The organism is Micromonospora sp. NPDC049282 (assembly GCF_043197045.1).
GTDB lineage: Bacteria > Actinomycetota > Actinomycetes > Mycobacteriales > Micromonosporaceae > Micromonospora.
The window spans coordinates 135,549-154,376 of sequence record NZ_JBICSL010000001.1 but is presented as its reverse complement, the minus strand read 5'-3'; the positions used below and the strand labels follow the sequence as shown (position 1 = coordinate 154,376).

Genomic DNA, 18,828 nt, shown 5'->3' with positions numbered 1-18,828 from the left:
GAAGGAGGCGAGGAGACCGGTGATCGACGACACCCTCCTCGAGGCGGAGGAGAAGATGGAGCGTGCCATCGAGCACGCCAGGGAGGAATTCGGCGGGATCCGTACCGGTCGCGCCAACGCCGCCATGTTCTCCCGGATCTTCATCGACTATTACGGCAGCCCCACTCCGCTGCCGCAGATGGCGTCCATCGCGGTGCCCGAGCCGCGCATGGTGATCATCAAGCCGTACGACAACTCGCAGACCAATGCGATGGAGAAGGCGATCCGCGACTCGGACCTCGGGGTCAACCCGAACAACGAGGGCAACCAGCTGCGCATCGTGCTGCCGCAGATGACCGAGGAGCGGCGGCGGGAGATGATCAAGGTCGCCCGGCAGAAGGGCGAGGAGGCCAAGGTCGCCGTCCGCAACATCCGCCGCAAGGCCAAGGAAGAGCTGGACCGCCTGGTCAAGGACGGCGAGGTCGGCGAGGACGAGGGCCGGCGCGCGGAGAAGGACCTGGACGACCTGACCCAGCGCTTCGTCGGCACGGTGGACGAGATGATCAAGCACAAGGAGGCCGAGCTGCTCGAGGTCTGAGCGGCCCGCGTACTCCGCACGGCACCGCGCTGCCGCCGCCCGGCATCCCGGGCGGCGGCCCGGTGCCGTCGTCGTGCCCGGCCGGCGTCCGCCCTCGCCGCCTCCCGGGTGCAGTAGGCTCGGCACGATTCGGCGACCACCACCGGGTGAACGGCGGGAGTCGCCCGGCCGTCGGCCGCTCAACAGGAAGTCTCACGCCGGTAGGGGATGGTCTTGGTCTTGCGTCATGTGGTGGCTTTCGTACCGTCTGCCGGTGCGTGATGTCCCACCCCGACCCCTACGGCAGCACCGAGCCGCGTGGCTGGGACCGTCCGGCCCCGGCCCTGCCCTGGCCGGAGACCGACCTGGAGCCCGGCCCGTGGCAGCGGCCCGCCCCCGGCCCGGACGGCTACCCCGCCGACGCCGGGGCGTACGCCCGGCCGGTCGACCGGGAGGCGTACGCCCGCCCGGTCACCGACCCGCACCCCGGCGGTCCGCGGCCCTACGACGGGCCACCGTCCGGCGGTCGGGGTCCGCGGCCCTACGACGGGCCACCGCCCGGCGGTCGCGGTCCGCGCGGCGACGACCGCCCCGGCGGGTCCGACCGGCCCGAGGACGAGTTCCCCACCGCGCAGATCGCGCCGGTGCGGGACGAACCGACCGACCACCCCCCGGCGGTACGCGACGAGCCGGCCGCCGAGCCGCCGTCCGGTCGCCGGTCGAAGGGGCGCCGACGGGCGAGCGCCGAGCGTCCCCCGACCACCGCGCCCCGGGCGTCGAAGGCGGGGCGCAACCTGCCGGCGGCGATCGGCGTCGGGGTGGGCCTCGGCGCGGCGATCGTGGTGCCGCTCTTCTTCTTCCTGCCGGCGTTCCTCGCCGTGCTCGCCGCCGCCGTGGCGATCGGCACCTGGGAGATGGCCCGGGCGGTCCGCCGCAGCGGCGCCCACCCGCCGCTGGTGCCGCTGGTCGCCGGCGGGGTGATCATGGTCGGGCTGGCCTGGTTCGCCGGCCCGGACGCGCTCTGCCTCGGGCTGTTGGTCACCGTGCTGGGCACGATGATCTGGCGGCTGGGCGACGGCCCCGGCAACTACCAACGTGACCTCACCGCGGCCACGCTGATCGTCGTCTACGTGCCCTTCCTGGCCGGGTTCGCGGCCCTGCTCGCGGCCGCGCCCGACGACGGTCACCTGCGGGTGCTGGTCACGCTGGTGGCCGTGGTGCTCTCCGACACCGGCGGGTACGCCGCCGGGGTGGCGTTCGGCAAGCGCCCGATGGCCCCGAAGATCAGCCCGAAGAAGTCCTGGGAGGGCTTCGCCGGCTCGGTCACCGCCGCCGCGGCGGGCAGCGCGCTGCTGTTGTGGCTGCTGTTCGACGTGGCCCCGTGGTGGGGTGCGCTGTTCGGGGTGGCGATCTCGTGCGCCGCCGTGCTCGGGGACCTCGCCGAGTCGATGATCAAGCGGGACCTGGGCGTCAAGGACATGAGCAATCTGCTCCCCGGCCACGGCGGCCTGATGGACCGGCTCGACTCCATCCTGTTCGCGGTGCCGACGGCGTACCTGCTGCTCGCGGTCTTCGTGCCGGTGGTGGGCTGAGGGATGGATCACCTCCGCGAAGCGGGGCCAACCGGCCGGTCCGGGGCGATTCGGCACCCACGGACGGGTGCGTCGGGCCCCGCGCGTGTCAGACTGGACGCGCCATGACGAGCCTCCCGCTGATCTCCGTAGACCCCGACGCCCGCGGCCGCCGGACCGCGATGCCTCCCCGTCACCTCGCCGACCTGGACCTGCCGGGCCGGCAGGCGCTCGTCACCGAGCTGGGCGAACCGGCGTTCCGCGCCAAACAGGTCTCGAACCACTATTTCGGCCGCCTGGTACGCGATCCGGAGCGGATGACCGACCTGCCGGCGGCGACCCGGGAGCGGCTGGCCGGCACGCTGCTGCCCACCCTGCTCACCCCGGTGCGCGAGCTGGCCTGCGACGACGGCGCGACCCGCAAGGCGCTCTGGCGGCTGCACGACGGCTCGCTGGTCGAGAGCGTGCTGATGGGTTACCCGGACCGGGTCACCGTCTGCATCTCCAGCCAGGCCGGCTGTGGCATGGCCTGCCCGTTCTGCGCCACCGGCCAGGCCGGGCTGACCCGCAACCTGTCCACCGCGGAGATCGTCGACCAGGCGGTCTACCTGGCCGGGGTGGCCGCCTCCGGGGCGGTGGCCGGCTCACCGCCGCGGCTGTCGCACGTGGTGTTCATGGGCATGGGTGAGCCGCTGGCCAACTACGCGCGGGTGGTGGCGGCGATCCGCCGGCTGGTCGCGCCGGCGCCGGAAGGGCTCGGCCTGTCCCAGCGGCACATCACCGTTTCCACGGTCGGGCTGGTCCCGGCCATCCGCCGACTGGCCAGCGAAGACCTCTCGGTGACCCTTGCGTTGTCGCTGCACGCCCCCGATGATGAGCTGCGCGACGAACTCGTCCCGGTCAACCAGCGCTGGAAGGTGTCCGAGGTGCTGGACGCGGCGTGGGACTACGCGGCCACGACGGGGCGTCGCGTGTCCATCGAGTACGCGATGATCAAGGACGTGAACGACCAGCCGTGGAGAGCCGATCTGCTCGGGCGGCTGCTGGCCGGCAAGTTGGCCCACGTGAACCTGATCCCGCTCAACCCGACTCCGGGCAGCCGCTGGGACGCCAGCCCGAAGCCGGTCGAGCGGGAGTTCGTCCGGCGGTTGCGCGACGCCGGGGTGTCCACGACGGTGCGGGACACCCGGGGGCGCGAGATCGACGGGGCGTGTGGGCAGCTCGCCGCGGCCGAGGACACGGACAGCGACCCCCGCGCGGCAACGGCGTAGCGGTACGAGACCAGGAGACATAGTGGCGAGTCAGGGTCAGCGTTTCCGGCGGAAGGCGCTCCGCCGGGGATACAAGGTCGACGAGGTGGACGCCTTCCTGGACCGGGTCGAGGCGACCCTCGACGGCCAGCCGGTCGGCGCTCCCGTCGCCTCCCAGGAGGTCCACGACGTCGTCTTCCGGGTCCGGTTCAACGGCTACGACGAGTGGCAGGTCGACCTGCACCTCGACCGGGTCGAGCGGCAGCTCGCCGAGCTGGAGGAGCGCTCCGGCGCCCCGGCCGGGCGGGGTGGCGATCCCCGGATGGCCGACCGGCCCGGCCCGCCGATGCGCGACGACCGCGGCCTGTCCCCGGTGCCCCAGCCGCCGATGCCGCCCCGGCAGATGCCGGCCCAGGCCGGCCCGCCGGTCGACCGCTACGGCAACCGCTACGACGAGCCGACCGGCGCGTTCGCCGGCGGTTACGACGGCCCGCGCGGCGGCTACGACGCGCCCCGCGGCCCGGCCGGTCCGGGCCCGATGGGTCCCGGCCCGGGTGCGCCGATCGGGCACGGTGGCCCGCCGCCGCGTGGCCTGCCGCCCGGTCCGGGCGGATACGGTCCGGACTCCGGCCCGGGTGGCTACGGTCCGCCGGACCCGGGTCCGGGCGGCGGCTACGGCCCGGAGCCCGGCCAGGGCGGGTACGGCGGTCCGGGCGAACGCTTCGACGGCTTCGAGGCCGGCCGGCACGGTCGCGCCGACATGACCGCGGAGATCCGGATGCCCGAGCGCGAGTTGCGTGAGCTGCGCGGACGCGGTCCGGCCGGCCCGCCGGCGCTGCCGCAGCAGGGCTACGGCCCGCCGGATCCGGGTTACGGCCCGCCGGATCCGGGCTACGGCGGTGGCCCCTCGATGACCGGCCCGCCGCTTGTCGGTCCGCCGGCCGCCGGCCCGCCGATGGTGGGGCCGCCGATGGCCGGCCCGCCCGGCAGCGACCTGCACCGGGTCGACCAGATCCGGCGCAGCTTCCAGGTCCGCCGCTTCGGCAGCGGGTACGACCCGGACCAGGTCGACCGGTTCTTCGAGACGCTGCTCGGCGGCATGCAGGGCCGCAACGCGATGCCGGTGAACCCGAAGGACCTCGACACGCTGCGCTTCGGGCTGGTGCCCGGCGGCTACTTCGAGGCGGAGGTCGACGCCGCGCTCAAGGACGTCCAGGACATCCTGCTCGGCCGCTGACCCGCCCAGGACCGCGAAAGGGCCCGCCCCCGTGAGGGGCGGGCCCTTTCGGCGTACCGCTGGCGCCGTGCGTCAGGACCGCAGGCCGTTGCGGCGCAGCACGGCGTCGCCGATGACGATGGCGAGCAGCAGCGCGGCGATCCCGAACAGCCAGAGGTCCTCCACCCGGCCTTCCTCGGTGCCGCAGAACGCCATCAACACCAGGGCCACCGCCGACACCACCGCGCCGATCCGCCCGGACTTGCGGTGCCCGGGCTTGTGCTGATCTGGCGCGGTTACCGGCTCGTCTCCTGCCACTGTCGGTCCTTCCCTCGCGATCGGATCTCCGGCTAGTCTGGCACGCCCGGTGGCGGGCCCGGCGCAGGGTCCGGTCGGTCGGGGAGCGGATGACCCGGGCGGGCGACGGTGAGCCGGTGCGCCGCCGGGCGGATCGGCCCGGGCCGTCGGACCTGTCCCGGCCGGGCCGACGGGCACTACGGGCGTCGCGGGACGGCGGCCACACTGTCTCCGGTAGCGTCGTGGCGTACGCCTGATGCCTTTTTCGAGGGGGACTACGGTGCGAGTGACCGGTACGGGCCACGCCAGCATGCGGATCGACACGCCCGCGGGCAGCATCCTGTGCGACCCGTGGGTCAACCCCGCCTACTTCGCCTCGTGGTTCCCCTTCCCGGACAACTCCCAGCTCGACTGGGCGACGCTGGGCCAGGTCGACTACCTGTACGTGTCGCACCTGCACCGGGACCACTTCGACGCCAGGCACCTGCGTGACGTCATCTCGAAGGACGCCACCGTCCTGCTGCCCGAGTTCCCCACCTCCGAGATGGAGGACGAGCTGCGGGAGCTGGGCTTCACCAAGTTCCTGAAGGCCCCGAACGAGCAGGTCGTGGAGCTGCCCGGCGGGCTGAAGATCATGATCCAGGCGTTGACCAGCCCGACCGACGGCCCGATCGGCGACTCGTCGCTCTGGGTCGAGTACGACGGCGTCCGCCTGCTCAACCAGAACGACGCCCGGCCCACCGACCTGACCGTCTTCGCCGAGCTGGGCCACGTGCACGCGCACATGCTCCAGTTCTCCGGCGCGATCTGGTACCCGATGGTCTACGAGCTGCCGCAGGCGGCGAAGACCGCGTTCGGCAAGCAGAAGCGGGACCGGCAGTTCGACCGCACCTGGCGCTACATCGACGACCTGAAGGCCGACAACGTCTTCCCGATCGCCGGCCCGCCGTGCTTCCTCGACGACGAGCTGTGGCAGTTCAACGACATCTTCGGCGACGAGGGCAACATCTTCCCCGACCAGTCCGTCTTCCTGTCGGAATACGCGAAGGTCGGCGGCACCAACGGCATCGTGTTGCTGCCGGGCAGCGTCGCCGAGGTCACCGCCGAGGGCACGACCACCACCCACCCGGTGCCGGTGGCGGAGTTCTTCGCGAACAAGGTCGCCCACCTGGAGGAGATGCGGGAGCGCAAGCGCCCGATCATCGAGGCCGAGAAGGCGTCCTGGCGGCACCCCGAGATCGACGTGCTGGGCGAGATGAAGCGGCGGATCGAGCCGCTGCTGGACGAGTCGATCTACCTGGCCAAGGGCGTCGGCGGTCCGGTCCGGTTCGACCTGGTCGGCTACGACGGAGACGGCGTCGAATCCATCGTGGTGGACTTCCCGGGCAAGGAGGTCCGGCCGTACGCGGACGAGAAGGTCCGCTACCGGTTCCGCACCGAGCGGGCGCTGATCGAGCACCTGTTGCACATCGGCGAGGTGGACTGGGTCAACTCGCTCTTCCTCTCCTGCCGGTTCTCCGCGGCCCGCATCGGCCAGTACAACGAGTTCGTCTACGCCTTCTTCAAGTGCCTGTCCGAGGAGCGCCTCCAGTACGCCGAGGGCTGGTACGACGAGCACGAGCGGGCGGTCGACGCGGAGGACATCACGCTCGACGGCTGGGTGGTGCAGCGGCGCTGCCCGCACCTGAAGGCGGACCTGAGCCGGTTCGGCATCGTCGACGGCGACCAGCTCACCTGCCAACTGCACGGCTGGAAGTTCGATCTGGCCAGCGGACGCTGCCTGACCAGCGTCGGGCACAAGATCCGCGCCCACCGGGCCGACGAGGAGACCCCGACGCCGGCCGGGGGCGCGATCATCTGACGCTTTCGCCCCGCCCGCCGCCCCCGGCACGCGACCATCTCCAGGTGAGGGGGCGGCGTGACGGGTGCGGACAGGAGGCCGCCTCGTCGCGAGGTGTTAGAAGGGGCCCCTCCTATACCGGAGGCGTTGACAGGGGGCCCCTCCTTACTCCAAGTCGGCGAGGATGCGGCGGGCGGCGTTGTGGCCGGCGGCGCCGATCACGCTGCCCGCCGGGTGGCAGCCGGCGCTGCCCGCGTAGACGCCGTCCACACCGGTGGCGTACGGCATCCGGTCCGTGAACGAAACCGTGTTGTCGACGTGGTGGATGTGCCCGCCGGTGATGCCGAAGTGGGCCTCGATGCCGGGCGGGGGCAGCGGCACCGCGTCCGCGATCAGGTCGCCGGTGCCCGGGGCGTACCGCTCGCAGATCGCGATCAGCCGCTCCACGTAGCCGGGCAGCGCCGCGTCCCAGGTGGTGCCGGCCAGCTCGTAGGGGACCGACTGGACGAACAGCGCCGACGAGTGGTGCCCGGCGTCGTCGGACAGCGACGGGTCGACGGTGGTGTGCAGGTACCACTCGATCGTCGGCTCGTCCGGCAGCCGCCCGGCCCGCACGTCGGCCCACATGCCGCGCAGCGCGGCCATCGGCGACGCGCCGCCGGCGCCCACCAGCGAGTCGGAGCCGGGAAGCAGGTGGATGGTCGAGCCGAACGGGCTCGGCGCGTCCGCCGGCAGGCAGGAGAAACGCGGCAGCCCGGTGAGCGCCAGGTTGAGCTTGAGCGTGGTGCCGGGCCGGCGGGCCGCCGCCATCCGGGCACCCAGCTCCGCCGGGAGCGCGCCGTCGGGCAGCAGCTCCATCAGCCGGTACGGGTCGCACGCCCCGAGCACCACCCGGGCGCCGACCTGGCGTCCGTCCGCCAGCACCACGCCCGACGCGGCGCCGGAGTCCAGCGTGATCGCGGTGACCGGGGTGTCGGTGAGGATGCGGGCGCCGGCGGCCCGGGCGGCGTCGGCGAAGGTGCGCGACACCGTGCCCATCCCGCCCCGGGCGATCATCCAGGTGCCGTCCGCGCCGGGCAGCCGGCACATGTTGTGGACCAGGAAGTTGTGCCCGGTGCCCGGGTCGTCCGGGCCGGCGTTGAGCCCGGACAGGCCGTCGGTCACCGCGTACATGCTGACCAGCAACTCGGAGCGGAAGTCGAAGCGGGCCAGGTGGTCGGCGACCGAGCCGCGGACCAGGTCGACGAAGACCTGCCGCAGGGCCGGCCGGACGTAGCGCTCGGCGGTCTCCTCGACCGGCAGCGGCTCGGCCAGCCAGGCCGGCGCCAGGTCGTCGCGGAGCTGGGCCAGCTCGGCCTGGAGCGCGTCGTCGGCGGCCACGTCGGCCGCCGAGAACATGTCGGTGAGCTGCCTGCGGGTGGCCGCCGTGTCGCTGCCGAAGAGGAGGTACGGCGAGCCGAGGCCGCCCGGCGTGGGCAGGAAGTAGTGCGGGTCGCGGCGCACCACCGGGATGGTCACGTCGAGCGTGGCGAGCAGCTCCGGCGGCATCAGCCCGAGCAGGTACGACCCGGTGGAGTGGCGCAGCCCGGGCACCTTCGGGAACGGATTCTCGGTGCGGGTGGCCCCGCCGATCACCCCGGCCGCCTCCAACACCAGCACGTCGAGGCCGGCGCGGGCCAGCAGGATCGCCGAGACCAGGCCGTTGTGCCCGGAGCCGACCACGACGACGTCGGCGCGGGCCGGCAGCTCACTCCCGTCATTCATGGGACCGGAGCCTACTGGCGGGCGGACGGTGGCGGGAGGGTTCGCGGCCGGGCGTTACCGTGGCGCGCATGCCCGAGGGTCCCCAGTTCGTGCTCCTGGCCGTGATCGCCATGCTTCTGCTGCTCCTGTTCGTGTTCCGGCGCCCCTCCGACCGCCCCCGGGACCTGGTCGCCCCGGATCCGACCACCGGCGGCGGGCAGGCGGAGGTGCTCCGGCTGGCCCGCGCGGGGCGGACGGTCGAGGCGGTCAAGCTGCTCCGCCGGCAGACCGGGCTGCCGCTGCTGGAGGCGAAGCAGGCGGTCGACGCGTTGTGGACGGGCGGCCCACCGCCGGCCCGGCTCGCCGGCCCGGTCGACCCGGACGGCGAGGTGCGCGACGAGGCGACCCGGCTCGTGCGCGCCGGGAAGAAGATCCACGCGGTCAAGCTGGTACGGGAGCACACGAGCTGGTCGCTGGCGGAGGCGAAGCGGTACGTGGATCGCCTCTGACGTCACCGCGCGTTCACCACCCAGCGGCAGCGGTCGATGCCGCCCGGGGGTTACGGTCGGTGCAGCGCCAACCGCCACCCCGGGAGGTCAACAGATGGACCGTCGTACCGTCCTGCGCGCCGTCACCGTGGCCGGCGGCACCGCCTTCGCCGGCAGTCTCTGGGCCGCCGCGGCGCCGGCCGCACCCGCCCAGCCCGGTTCCGGCCCGTACGGTGACCTGCTGGCCGCCGACGCCAACGGCCTCCAGTTGCCCGCCGGCTTCACCGGCCGGGTGGTCGCCCGGTCCGGCCAGCGGGTGCCCGGCACCTCGTACGTCTGGCACTGGGCGCCGGACGGCGGCGCCTGCTTCCCGGCCGGCGACGGCTGGATCTACGTCTCCAACTCGGAGGTCCCGCTGGTCGGCGGCGCCTCGGCGGTGCGCTTCGCGGCCGACGGCTCGGTCGCCGCCGCCTACCGGATCCTCGGCGGCACCAACACCAACTGCGCCGGCGGACCCACCCCGTGGGGGACGTGGCTCTCCTGCGAGGAGGTGCCGCTGGGCCGGGTCTTCGAGACCTGGCCGGCCGGCGGCCGGTCCGGCGAGGAGCGGACCCGGATGGGCCGCTTCAAGCACGAGGCGGCGGCCTGCGACCCGGTCCGGCAGGTGGTCTACCTGACCGAGGACGAGCCGGACGGCTGCTTCTACCGCTTCGTCCCGGACACCTGGGGCGACCTGCGCACCGGCCGGGTGCAGGTGCTCTGCGCCCGGGCCGGCCAGGTGACCGGGCCGGTCACCTGGCAGGACCTGCCGGACCGGGACGGCTTCCCGGTGCCCACCCGCCACCAGGTGCGCGCCGCGCAGTCGTTCGACGGCGGGGAGGGGTGTTGGTACGCCGACGACACCTGCTGGTTCACCACGAAGGGCGACAACCGGGTGTGGGCCTACGACGCGGTGGGGCAGCGGCTCGACCTCGCGTACGACGACTCGCTGGTGGAGGCCGGCGCGGCGCCGCTGACCGGGGTGGACAACATCACCGGCACCGCGGGCGGTGACCTCTACGTGGCCGAGGACGGTGGCAACATGGAGATCAACATGATCACGCCGGCCGGCGTGGTGGCGCCGTTCGCGCGGCTGCTCGGGCAGCCGAACTCGGAGCTCACCGGCCCGGCGTTCGCGCCGGACGGCAGCCGGCTCTACTTCTCCTCGCAGCGCGGCGTGAGCGGCGCCAAGGCCGGCAGCGGTGGCATCACGTACGAGGTGCGCGGCCCGTTCCGGCGCTGACGCGCGACCCGGGTCAGGGGCGGGCCGCCAGGCGGGCGGCCCGCCACCGGCCCAGCGCCAGCGTGGCCGAGTAACCGGCCAGCACGATCACGTGGAACAGGTAGAGCCAGAGCAGCACGGCCACCCCGCCGCCGATCTCGTCGAACCCGCCGAACGGCGCGCCCAGGTTCAGCGGCAGCGAGCAGAACAGCACGAAACCGTGCAGGAAGCCGGAGAGGTTCGCGGCGGTGAACGAGCCCATGCCGAGCGTGGCGAGCCAGTCCGGGGAGGCCGGGCCGACCACCCGGAACACCCACACCAGCACCGGCGTGAGCACCAGCCAGACCGCCAGGAACGACAGCACCACGCCGAGCGCGCCGATCCAGCCGCCCTGGCGGACCAGCCGCGTGGTCAGCGGCAGCGCCAGCAGGATCGACAGCAGCAGGGCCGGGGCCGGCGCGAGCAGCGGGAGCAGCAGCAGCCGGCCGCGCCAGCCGACCAGCGCGCCGGACTCGGCTCGCGGCTCGGCCACCGAGACGAACGCCCGGCGCAGTCCCTCGCCGTAGAGCGAGGCCGGCAGCAGCGAGGCCAGGGCCAGCAGCGGGGTCAGCCCCAACCCGGCCTCGACCAGCGCGGCCACCGCCCGGTCGGCACCGATCTCGGTGGGCAGCGTCTCGATGGCGTACGAGGTCAGCCGGCGCACCCGGTCGGCCCCGGCGAGCAGCCCGGTGAGCCAGATCGCCAGCAGCGCCACCGGCACCACGGCGACCGCGCCGTAGAACGTGATCGCGGCGGCGTGCAGCGACAGGTCCCGGCCTCGGACCGGCCGGAACGCCGCCGAGGTGATCCGCTTCGTGCGCTGCCAGCCGTCGCCCATCGCCCTCTCGTTCCCGGTGCGCCGGTCCGTCACGCATTACGATCCGGCACCATGATGATTGTCTCGACCGAGCGGCTCGTGGTTCGGGACTGGACGGAGACCCCCGACGATCTCGCCCGGGTGTACGACATCTACTCCCGCGAGGAGGTCATGCGCTGGCTGGGTGGCGGCAAGGGGCGGCTGACCGATCCGGCGGAGGCGGTGGAGCGGGTGCGCTCCTGGCGCGAGCGCAACGCCCCGTACGAGGGCCGGTGGGGTCTGTGGGCGATCGAGCCGCGCGCGGCGGGCCGCGCGGCCGGCAGCGTGCTGCTGAAGCCGTTGCCCGGCCGGGACGGCGTCACCCCGACCGACGACATCGAGGTCGGCTGGCACCTGCACCCCGACGCCCAGGGCCACGGCTACGCCACCGAGGCGGCCCGGGCGGTGCTGGAGCGGGAGTTCGCCACCGGCACCGGCCGGGTGCACGCGGTGGTGATGGCCGGGAACGAGCCGTCCATGGCAGTGGCCCGGCGGCTCGGGATGACCCACGTCGGGGCCCGCACCGAGTGGTACGGCGGGGCCGAGCTGGAGACCTTCGTCCTGGACCGCCCCGGCTAGCAGGTCGGCGAGGTGGCGGTGTCGGAGGTCCTGGGATGGTCCCACCTCGGGGAAGTGGAGTCGATCAAAGGGTCGGCACGGGCGTGGTGACGCGCTGGGGAACAATGGGCGGGTGACCACACCGCGGGACCTCGTGCTGCTCGGCTCGACCGGCTCCATCGGCACCCAGGCCATCGACATCGTCAGGCGCAACCCGGACCGGTTCCGGGTGGTCGCCCTCGGCGCCGGCGGCGGCAACGTGGAGCTGCTCGCCGCGCAGGCGCTGGAGCTGGGCGTGGACGCAGTCGGAGTGGCCCGGGCGTCCGCCGCGCAGGATCTCCAGCTCGCGTTCTACGCCGAGGCGAGCCGGCGCGGCTGGGCCACCGGCGACTTCAAGCTTCCCAAGATCGTGGCCGGGCCGGACGCCATGACCGAGCTGGCGCAGTGGCCGTGCGACGTGGTGCTCAACGGCGTGGTCGGCTCGCTGGGCCTGCCGCCGACGCTGGCCGCGCTGCGCGCCGGGCGTACCCTCGCGCTGGCCAACAAGGAGTCGCTGGTGGCCGGCGGCCCGCTGGTGAAGGGCGCGGTGCGCCGACCGGGGCAGATCGTGCCGGTGGACAGCGAGCACTCGGCGCTGGCGCAGTGCCTGCGCGGCGGCGCCCGGGGCGAGGTGCGGCGGCTCGTGGTCACCGCCAGCGGCGGCCCGTTCCGGGGCCGGCGGCGTGACGAGTTGACCGGGGTCACGCCGGAGCAGGCGCTGGCGCACCCGACCTGGAACATGGGTCCGGTCGTCACGATCAACTCCGCCACGATGGTCAACAAGGCGCTGGAGGTGATCGAGGCGCACGAGCTGTTCGACGTGCCGTACGCCGACATCGAGGTGATGGTCCACCCGCAGTCGGTGATCCACTCGATGGTCGAGTTCGTCGACGGCTCCACCCTCGCCCAGGCCAGCCCGCCGGACATGCGGCTGCCCATCGCGCTCGGCATCGGCTGGCCGGACCGGGTGCCCGAGGCCGCCGCCGCGGTCGACTGGACCTCGGCGCACACCTGGGAGTTCTCCCCGCTCGACGACGCCGCGTTCCCGGCCGTCGCGCTGGCCAAGGCGGCCGGTGAGGCCGGGCGCTGCCGCCCGGCGATCTACAACGCGGCGAACGAGGAGTGCGTGGCCGCCTTCGTGGCGGGCCGGCTGCCGTTCCTCGGCATCGTCGACACCCTCCAGCGGGTGCTGGAGGGCGCTCCCGACTTCGACGAACCAGGTACCGTCGAGGACGTGCTCGCCGCCGAGTCGTGGGCACGGGCACACGCCCAGGAGATCATCGTCGGGTCGGTGGAAGGAGCTCGATGAGCTATCTGCTCGGGGTGGTGCTGTTCGCCCTGGCGATCCTCATCTCGGTGAGTCTGCACGAGGCGGGGCACATGATGACCGCCAAGGCGTTCGGGATGAAGGTCACCCGCTACTTCGTCGGCTTCGGGCCGACGCTCTGGTCGTTCCGGCGGGGCGAGACGGAGTACGGCGTCAAGGGCATTCCGCTCGGTGGCTTCTGCAAGATCGTCGGCATGACCCCGCAGGACGACGACGTCGAGCCCGGGGACGAGAAGCGCGCCATGTGGCGGTACCCGGTGTGGAAGCGGACGATCGTGATGTCCGCCGGCTCCGCGATGCACTTCGCCATCGCGTTGGTGGCGCTCTGGATCATCGCGGTCTCCGCCGGCCTGCCGAACCCGAAGTTCCCCACCACCGAGGCCGGGTTCCGGGCCGAGCCGGCGGTGATCGCCCTCACCCCGTGCGTGGTGGTGGAGAACGCCGCCCGCGCCTGCACGGCCTCCGACCCGGCCAGCCCGGCCGGCAAGGCCCAGCTCAAGGACGGCGACCGGATCACCGCGGTGAACGGCCGCCCGGTCTCCACCTGGGGCGACATGCTCGACGTGGTACGTGGCACGAAGCCCGGCCCGGCCACCGTCTCCTACCTGCGTGACGGCGCCCCGGCCACCGCCGCGGTCGACCTGGCCTCGGTGCGGCGCCCGCCGCTGAACGATCCGAAGGGCGCCACCTCGGCGGTTTCCGCGCTCGGCGTGGCGCTCCAGCCCAGCACCCCCACCCGGGTGGAGTACGGCCCGGTCGCCGCGTTCGGCGCCACCGCCGACTTCACCGGCAACATGGCGGTGCAGACGGCGCACGCCATGCAGCGCATCCCGCAGAAGGTGCCGGCGCTGTGGAACGCGATCACCGGCGCGGAGCGCGACGTCGACACCCCGATCAGCGTGGTCGGCGCCAGCCGGCTCGGCGGCGAGGCCGTGGAGAACAACGCCTGGCTGGTGTTCTTCATGCTCTTCGTGTCGCTCAACTTCTTCATCGGCGTGTTCAACCTGCTGCCGCTGCTGCCCCTGGACGGCGGTCACATCGCCATCGCCTGGTTCGAGCGCGCCCGGTCCTGGCTCTACGCGCGGATCGGCCGCACCGACCCGGGGCGCGTCGACTATCTGAAGCTCATGCCCCTCACGTACGCGGTGATCCTGGTCGGTGGCGTGTTCACGTTGCTGACCGTCACCGCGGACGTGGTCAACCCGATCACGCTCTTCTCAAGGTGAGTGCCTGAAGTGACCGCTGTCAGTCTCGGTATGCCCCCCGTGCCGCCGCCGCCGTTGGCCCCGCGCCGGGCCAGCCGCCAGATCATGGTCGGCTCGGTGCCGGTCGGCGGTGGCGCGCCGGTGTCGGTGCAGTCCATGACCACCACCCTGACCTCGGACGTCAACGCCACGCTTCAGCAGATCGCGGAGCTGACCGCGTCCGGCTGCCAGATCGTGCGGGTGGCGGTGCCGTCGCAGGACGACGTGGAGGCGCTGCCCGCGATCGCGCGCAAGTCGCAGATCCCGGTGATCGCCGACATCCACTTCCAGCCGAAGTACGTGTTCGCCGCGATCGACGCCGGTTGCGCGGCGGTGCGGGTGAACCCGGGCAACATCCGGCAGTTCGACGACAAGGTCAAGGAGATCGCCCGCGCCGCCGGCGACGCGGGCGTGCCGATCCGGATCGGCGTGAACGCCGGCTCGCTGGACAAGCGCCTGCTGGCCAAGTACGGGCGGGCCACCGCCGAGGCGCTTGTCGAGTCGGCGCTGTGGGAGTGCTCGCTGTTCGAGGAGCACGGCTTCCGCGACATCAAGATCTCGGTCAAGCACAACGACCCGGTGGTGATGATCCGCGCCTACCGGCAGCTCGCCGAGCAGTGTGACTACCCGCTGCACCTGGGCGTCACCGAGGCCGGCCCGGCGTTCCAGGGCACGATCAAGTCGGCGGTGGCGTTCGGCGCGCTGCTGGCCGAGGGGATCGGCGACACGATCCGGGTCTCGCTGTCCGCCCCGCCGGTGGAGGAGATCAAGGTCGGCAACCAGATCCTGGAGTCGCTGGGCCTGCGCGAGCGTGGCCTGGAGATCGTCTCCTGTCCGTCGTGCGGCCGGGCCCAGGTCGACGTCTACAAGCTGGCCGAGGAGGTCACCGCCGGCCTGGAAGGGCTGCCGGTGCCGCTGCGCGTCGCGGTGATGGGCTGCGTGGTGAACGGTCCGGGCGAGGCCCGCGAGGCCGACCTGGGCGTCGCGTCGGGCAACGGCAAGGGCCAGATCTTCGTCAAGGGCAAGGTCGTCAAGACCGTGCCCGAGGCCCAGATCGTGGAGACCCTGATCGAGGAGGCGCTGCGGATCGCCGACGAGATGGGCGCCGAGATCCCCGAGGAGCTGCGCGAGCTGGTGCCCGGCGCCACCGTCACCGTGCACTGATCGCTTTCGCGTCGCCGTGCGGCCGTCCCTCACCGGGGGCGGCCGCACGCGCCGTCTCAGGGCCGCGGCACCGCGGCGAACGGGGAGAGCGTGAACCAGCCGGGCACCGCGCGGCGCAGCGTCTCCGGCCCGGCCACCTCGACCGCGCCGCTGCGCAGCGCCGCCGGCCAGCCCAGGTCACCCAGCCAGACCTGGACCAGGGCGCGCAGGTCCGCGGTGACCGTCACGGTCACGTCGTGCCCGGGGTCGTGGTCGCAGACGTCGGCCTCGCCGGCGGCGACGACCAGCCACCAGTCGCGCAACCCCGCCGGCACGTCGCGGAAGCGGAACCGCACGACGGTACGCCCCGGCGGGACCGCGCCGTGGTCGACGTGCCGGCGCATGTCCCACAGCAGCAGCTTCGGGTCGAGGTCGACGTCGCCCAGCTCGCCGATCCAGCGCACCCCCCAGGCGCCGAGCGCCTCCAGCACGGGTCGCAGCTCCCGGCCGGCGGCGGTCGGGACGTAGCGCACGTCCGTGCCGTCGACCCGCCGCTCCACCACGCCGGCGCGGACGAGTTGGTGCAGCCGGCGGGACAGCAGCGTGGGTGACATCCGGGGCAGGCCCCGCCGCAGCTCGTTGAAGCGTTCCGAGCCGCTGACCAGCTCCCGCACGACGAGCAGCGTCCACCGCTCGTCGAGCAGCTCCATGGCCTTGGCCACCGGGCAGAACTGGTGGTAGGAGGCGCCCATGGCGGCACCGTACGCCCGGCCCGGGCGCCGGGCCAGCACCCTGTCGCAAGCGGTACAGATCCCGTACTGGGGGACCGGCGCTCCGCTGCCTAACGTCCTGGTCAGGCACGACAGGTGAGGAGCCGAGGATGATCGAGGAACGGGAGCGGGACGCGGCGGTGAAGGCCGGGCACCGCCGGATGTGGGCACTCGGCGACTACGCCGCGGTGGCCGAGCAGGTGATCCCCCAGTTGGGGGCGACGCTGGTCCGGGCCGTCGGGGTACGTCCGGGGGACCGGGTGCTGGACGTGGCGGCCGGCACCGGCAACGCGGCCCTGCCGGCGGCGCGGATCGGGGCGGGCGTGGTGGCCGGCGACCTGACCCCGGAACTGCTGGACGTCGGGCGGGATCTGGCCGCGCGGGAGGGGCTGACGGTGACCTGGGAGCAGGTCGACGCCGAGGCGCTGCCGTACGCCGACGGCGAGTTCGACCGGGTGCTCTCGTGCGTGGGGGTGATGTTCGCGCCCCGGCACCGGGTCGCCGCCGACGAGTTGCTCCGGGTCTGCCGGCCGGGCGGCACGGTCGGCCTGGTCAACTGGACCCCGCAGGGGTTCGTGGGTCAGTTGTTCGCGGCCATGCGGCCGTACGCGCCGCCCCCGCCGCCGGGCGCGCAGCCGCCTCCGCTCTGGGGCGACGAGGAGCACGTCCGGGAGTTGTTCGGCGACCGGGTGAGCGCGCTCACGCTGGGGCGCGACGCGGTGGTGGTGAACCGGTTCGCCACGGCGGCGGAGTTCCGCGACTTCTTCGCCGCCCACTACGGGCCGACGGTGGCGGTCTACCGGGCGAACGCCGACGATCCGGAGCGGACCGCCGCGCTGGACCGGGCGCTGCTCGACCTGGCCGACCGGCACCTGGACGGCGGCGTGATGCGGTGGGAGTACCTGCTGGTGACCGCGCGCCGCGCGTGACGGCACACCGACCGGGGAGCCGGTCGGTGTGCCGTCGGCGCGCCGGTGGTCACTCGGACTCGGCGAGGATCGCGTAGAGCTTGCGACGCGTCTCGTCGAGCACCTGGGCGGCGCGGGCGCGCTGGTCGTCCGTGCCGGTCGTCATCACCTGCCGCAGCGCGTTCATGGCCTGCGTGCCGGCGTCGCGGATGTCGTGCCAGCTGTTGACGGTCTGCTCGGCGAACTCCGCCCAGGGCGGGGTCTGCGCCGCCTCGGCCGCCTCGGCCTGGCCCTGCTCGGTGAGGGCGAACCGCTTGCGCCCGCCGTCGGAGTCGGGGGCGGTCGCGATGACGCCCTCGTCCTCCAGCAGTTGCAGGGTGGGGTAGATCGAGCCGGGGCTGGGCCGCCAGGCCCCGCCGGTGCGGGAGTCGATCTCCTGGATCATCTCGTAGCCGTGCATCGGCCGCTCGGTGAGCAGGGCCAGCACGGCGCCGCGCACGTTCGGCCGCCGGCCGCGTCCGCGACCACCCCGGCCGCGCCCGTGACCGTGCGGTCCGGGCGGGAACGGCGGCGGCGGCGGTACGGGCGGGAAGCCGAAGCCGCCGTGGCGGTGCATCTCGTCGCGCAGGGCGTGCACGCGTCGGTGGAAACCCATCGGGCCCTCCTTCGGTTGAGTATCGCTGATGCATCAACGATATATCGCCAACGCATCGCCGACAAGACGTCGGACCCGGCCGTCAGCGCCGCAGCCGGACGGCTGACTCGCCGCTCACCGCCTCGGCGAGGTGTCCGGTCGGCCCGCGAGCCACCGCGTGCATCTGGCAGGCTGGTAAGCGTGCTCACGATGCCGGTACGCCAACTGGGGGAGTCGGAGCGCCGCGCGGTCGAGCGGCTGCTCGACGCCGACCCGTACGCCGGCGCGCAGGTCGCCGAGCGGGTGGCGGCGCGCGGCCTGGCCTGGTGGCGGGCCGAGGCGCGGATCCTGGGCTACGGTTCCCGTCGCCACCTGGAGTCGATCTGCTGGCTGGGCGGCAACCTGACCCCGGTGCTCGCCTCGGAGTCGGCCGTGGCCGCGTTCGCCGAGCAACTGGGCGAGGAGGAGCGGCGCTGCTCGTCGATCGTGGGTCGCGCCGACGCGGTGCTGGGGCTCTGGGACCGCCTCTCCGCGCACTGGGGACCGGCCCGGGCCGTACGCCCGAACCAGCCGTTGCTGGCCACGGACGCGGCGCCCCCGGTGGCGCCGGACCCGCAGGTGCGCCGGGTGCGGGGCAGTGAGGTCGACCTGTTGTTCCCGGCGGCGGTGGCGATGTACACCGAGGAGGTCGGCGTCTCGCCGATGGCCGAGGACGGCGGGCGCGGCTACCGGCGGCGGGTGACCGAGCTGGTGCGCGCCGGCCGTGCCTACGCCCGTTTCGTCGACGGCCGGGTGGTCTTCAAGGCCGAGTTGGCCGTGGTGACCCGCCGCACCGCGCAGGTCCAGGGCGTCTGGGTGGCCCCCGACTGGCGCGGGCGGGGCATCGCCGCCGCCGCCATGGCCGCGGTGGTCCGCGACGCGCTGGCCCGGGTCGCGCCCACGGTGAGCCTCTACGTCAACGACTTCAACCTGCCAGCCCGCCGGGTCTACGAGCGCTGCGGCTTCCGCCCGGTCGGCACGCTCGCCACCGTGCTGTTCTGAGGATCACCCTCTCCTCGCGTTGCGTCGAACCGGACACCCGACGCTAT

Annotated in this window: 18 protein-coding genes; 13 read left to right on the top strand and 5 right to left on the bottom strand. The window is 73.6% G+C overall.

Annotated features, from left to right (window positions below; genetic code table 11):
- The first annotated feature begins 19 nt into the window (after positions 1-19).
- From frr to ACGFI2_RS00670, 4 genes are all read left to right on the top strand, one after another.
- Positions 20-577 (top strand): ribosome recycling factor, encoded by a 558-nt coding sequence (gene frr / locus ACGFI2_RS00685; protein WP_393508424.1) that lies wholly within the window; start codon positions 20-22, stop codon positions 575-577.
- Between the two features lie 260 nt (positions 578-837).
- On the top strand, positions 838-2,148 hold the full coding sequence (locus ACGFI2_RS00680) for a phosphatidate cytidylyltransferase (RefSeq protein ID WP_393508421.1): 1,311 nt from the start codon (positions 838-840) through the stop codon (positions 2,146-2,148).
- 104 nt (positions 2,149-2,252) lie between these two features.
- Positions 2,253-3,398 (top strand): 23S rRNA (adenine(2503)-C(2))-methyltransferase RlmN, encoded by a 1,146-nt coding sequence (rlmN, locus tag ACGFI2_RS00675; RefSeq protein WP_393508418.1) that lies wholly within the window; start codon positions 2,253-2,255, stop codon positions 3,396-3,398.
- A 22-nt stretch (positions 3,399-3,420) separates the two neighbouring features.
- Entirely contained in the window at positions 3,421-4,614 is a 1,194-nt protein-coding gene (locus tag ACGFI2_RS00670) for a DivIVA domain-containing protein (RefSeq protein WP_393508416.1), read from the top strand.
- Between the two features lie 72 nt (positions 4,615-4,686).
- Here ACGFI2_RS00670 and ACGFI2_RS00665 read toward each other — a convergent pair whose 3' ends face one another.
- Positions 4,687-4,911 carry a DUF2631 domain-containing protein gene (locus tag ACGFI2_RS00665; protein ID WP_393508413.1) on the bottom strand — a complete coding sequence of 75 codons (225 nt, stop codon included), beginning with the start codon at positions 4,909-4,911 and terminating at the stop codon, positions 4,687-4,689.
- Between the two features lie 259 nt (positions 4,912-5,170).
- Here ACGFI2_RS00665 and ACGFI2_RS00660 point away from each other — a divergent pair, with 259 nt between their 5' ends.
- Positions 5,171-6,751 carry a Rieske 2Fe-2S domain-containing protein gene (locus ACGFI2_RS00660; RefSeq protein WP_393508410.1) on the top strand — a complete coding sequence of 527 codons (1,581 nt, stop codon included), beginning with the start codon at positions 5,171-5,173 and terminating at the stop codon, positions 6,749-6,751.
- Between the two features lie 144 nt (positions 6,752-6,895).
- Here ACGFI2_RS00660 and ACGFI2_RS00655 read toward each other — a convergent pair whose 3' ends face one another.
- A complete protein-coding gene (locus ACGFI2_RS00655; RefSeq protein ID WP_393508407.1) occupies positions 6,896-8,494 on the bottom strand; it encodes a phytoene desaturase family protein in 1,599 nt (532 codons plus the stop codon).
- A gap of 68 nt (positions 8,495-8,562) precedes the next feature.
- On the opposite strand from ACGFI2_RS00655, the gene ACGFI2_RS00650 reads away from it, so the two are divergent.
- Both ACGFI2_RS00650 and ACGFI2_RS00645 read left to right on the top strand, forming a co-directional pair.
- Entirely contained in the window at positions 8,563-8,982 is a 420-nt protein-coding gene (locus tag ACGFI2_RS00650; protein ID WP_393508405.1) for a 50S ribosomal protein L7/L12, read from the top strand.
- 94 nt (positions 8,983-9,076) lie between these two features.
- Complete coding sequence (locus tag ACGFI2_RS00645; protein WP_393508402.1) at positions 9,077-10,243, top strand: alkaline phosphatase PhoX; 1,167 nt, start codon at positions 9,077-9,079, stop codon at positions 10,241-10,243.
- 13 nt (positions 10,244-10,256) lie between these two features.
- Here ACGFI2_RS00645 and ACGFI2_RS00640 read toward each other — a convergent pair whose 3' ends face one another.
- On the bottom strand, positions 10,257-11,099 hold the full coding sequence (locus tag ACGFI2_RS00640; protein ID WP_393508400.1) for a YhjD/YihY/BrkB family envelope integrity protein: 843 nt from the start codon (positions 11,097-11,099) through the stop codon (positions 10,257-10,259).
- Between the two features lie 51 nt (positions 11,100-11,150).
- On the opposite strand from ACGFI2_RS00640, the gene ACGFI2_RS00635 reads away from it, so the two are divergent.
- The 4 genes from ACGFI2_RS00635 to ispG all read left to right on the top strand — a co-directional run bounded on the left by ACGFI2_RS00635 (position 11,151) and on the right by ispG (position 15,449).
- Entirely contained in the window at positions 11,151-11,696 is a 546-nt protein-coding gene (locus ACGFI2_RS00635) for a GNAT family N-acetyltransferase (RefSeq protein WP_393508397.1), read from the top strand.
- 112 nt (positions 11,697-11,808) lie between these two features.
- Positions 11,809-13,023, top strand: a complete 1,215-nt coding sequence (dxr, locus tag ACGFI2_RS00630; RefSeq protein WP_393508394.1) for a 1-deoxy-D-xylulose-5-phosphate reductoisomerase — start codon at positions 11,809-11,811, stop codon at positions 13,021-13,023.
- Entirely contained in the window at positions 13,020-14,267 is a 1,248-nt protein-coding gene (locus ACGFI2_RS00625; RefSeq protein WP_393508391.1) for a M50 family metallopeptidase, read from the top strand. Before dxr ends, ACGFI2_RS00625 begins: the two co-directional genes overlap by 4 nt.
- A gap of 9 nt (positions 14,268-14,276) precedes the next feature.
- A complete protein-coding gene (gene ispG, locus ACGFI2_RS00620) occupies positions 14,277-15,449 on the top strand; it encodes a flavodoxin-dependent (E)-4-hydroxy-3-methylbut-2-enyl-diphosphate synthase (protein WP_393508389.1) in 1,173 nt (390 codons plus the stop codon).
- A gap of 56 nt (positions 15,450-15,505) precedes the next feature.
- Here ispG and ACGFI2_RS00615 read toward each other — a convergent pair whose 3' ends face one another.
- Positions 15,506-16,180 (bottom strand): winged helix-turn-helix transcriptional regulator, encoded by a 675-nt coding sequence (locus ACGFI2_RS00615; protein WP_393508386.1) that lies wholly within the window; start codon positions 16,178-16,180, stop codon positions 15,506-15,508.
- Positions 16,181-16,308: 128 nt separating this feature from the next.
- Here ACGFI2_RS00615 and ACGFI2_RS00610 point away from each other — a divergent pair, with 128 nt between their 5' ends.
- A complete protein-coding gene (locus ACGFI2_RS00610; RefSeq protein WP_393508383.1) occupies positions 16,309-17,127 on the top strand; it encodes a class I SAM-dependent methyltransferase in 819 nt (272 codons plus the stop codon).
- A 49-nt stretch (positions 17,128-17,176) separates the two neighbouring features.
- Here ACGFI2_RS00610 and ACGFI2_RS00605 read toward each other — a convergent pair whose 3' ends face one another.
- Complete coding sequence (locus ACGFI2_RS00605) at positions 17,177-17,761, bottom strand: PadR family transcriptional regulator (RefSeq protein ID WP_393508380.1); 585 nt, start codon at positions 17,759-17,761, stop codon at positions 17,177-17,179.
- Positions 17,762-17,941: 180 nt separating this feature from the next.
- On the opposite strand from ACGFI2_RS00605, the gene ACGFI2_RS00600 reads away from it, so the two are divergent.
- Positions 17,942-18,781, top strand: a complete 840-nt coding sequence (locus tag ACGFI2_RS00600) for a GNAT family N-acetyltransferase (RefSeq protein WP_393508377.1) — start codon at positions 17,942-17,944, stop codon at positions 18,779-18,781.
- Positions 18,782-18,828: the final 47 nt, after the last annotated feature.

Coding starts and splice junctions, on each gene's coding strand:
- ACGFI2_RS00645 (WP_393508402.1), top strand. CDS start 9,077: ATGGACCGTCGTACCGTCCTGCGCGCCGTCACCGTGGCCGGCGGCACC.
- ACGFI2_RS00650 (WP_393508405.1), top strand. CDS start 8,563: ATGCCCGAGGGTCCCCAGTTCGTGCTCCTGGCCGTGATCGCCATGCTT.
- ACGFI2_RS00625 (WP_393508391.1), top strand. CDS start 13,020: ATGAGCTATCTGCTCGGGGTGGTGCTGTTCGCCCTGGCGATCCTCATC.
- ACGFI2_RS00615 (WP_393508386.1), bottom strand. CDS start 16,180: ATGGGCGCCTCCTACCACCAGTTCTGCCCGGTGGCCAAGGCCATGGAG.
- ACGFI2_RS00635 (WP_393508397.1), top strand. CDS start 11,151: ATGATGATTGTCTCGACCGAGCGGCTCGTGGTTCGGGACTGGACGGAG.
- ACGFI2_RS00680 (WP_393508421.1), top strand. CDS start 838: ATGTCCCACCCCGACCCCTACGGCAGCACCGAGCCGCGTGGCTGGGAC.
- ACGFI2_RS00640 (WP_393508400.1), bottom strand. CDS start 11,099: ATGGGCGACGGCTGGCAGCGCACGAAGCGGATCACCTCGGCGGCGTTC.
- ACGFI2_RS00655 (WP_393508407.1), bottom strand. CDS start 8,494: ATGAATGACGGGAGTGAGCTGCCGGCCCGCGCCGACGTCGTCGTGGTC.
- ACGFI2_RS00605 (WP_393508380.1), bottom strand. CDS start 17,761: ATGGGTTTCCACCGACGCGTGCACGCCCTGCGCGACGAGATGCACCGC.
- rlmN (WP_393508418.1), top strand. CDS start 2,253: ATGACGAGCCTCCCGCTGATCTCCGTAGACCCCGACGCCCGCGGCCGC.
- ACGFI2_RS00610 (WP_393508383.1), top strand. CDS start 16,309: ATGATCGAGGAACGGGAGCGGGACGCGGCGGTGAAGGCCGGGCACCGC.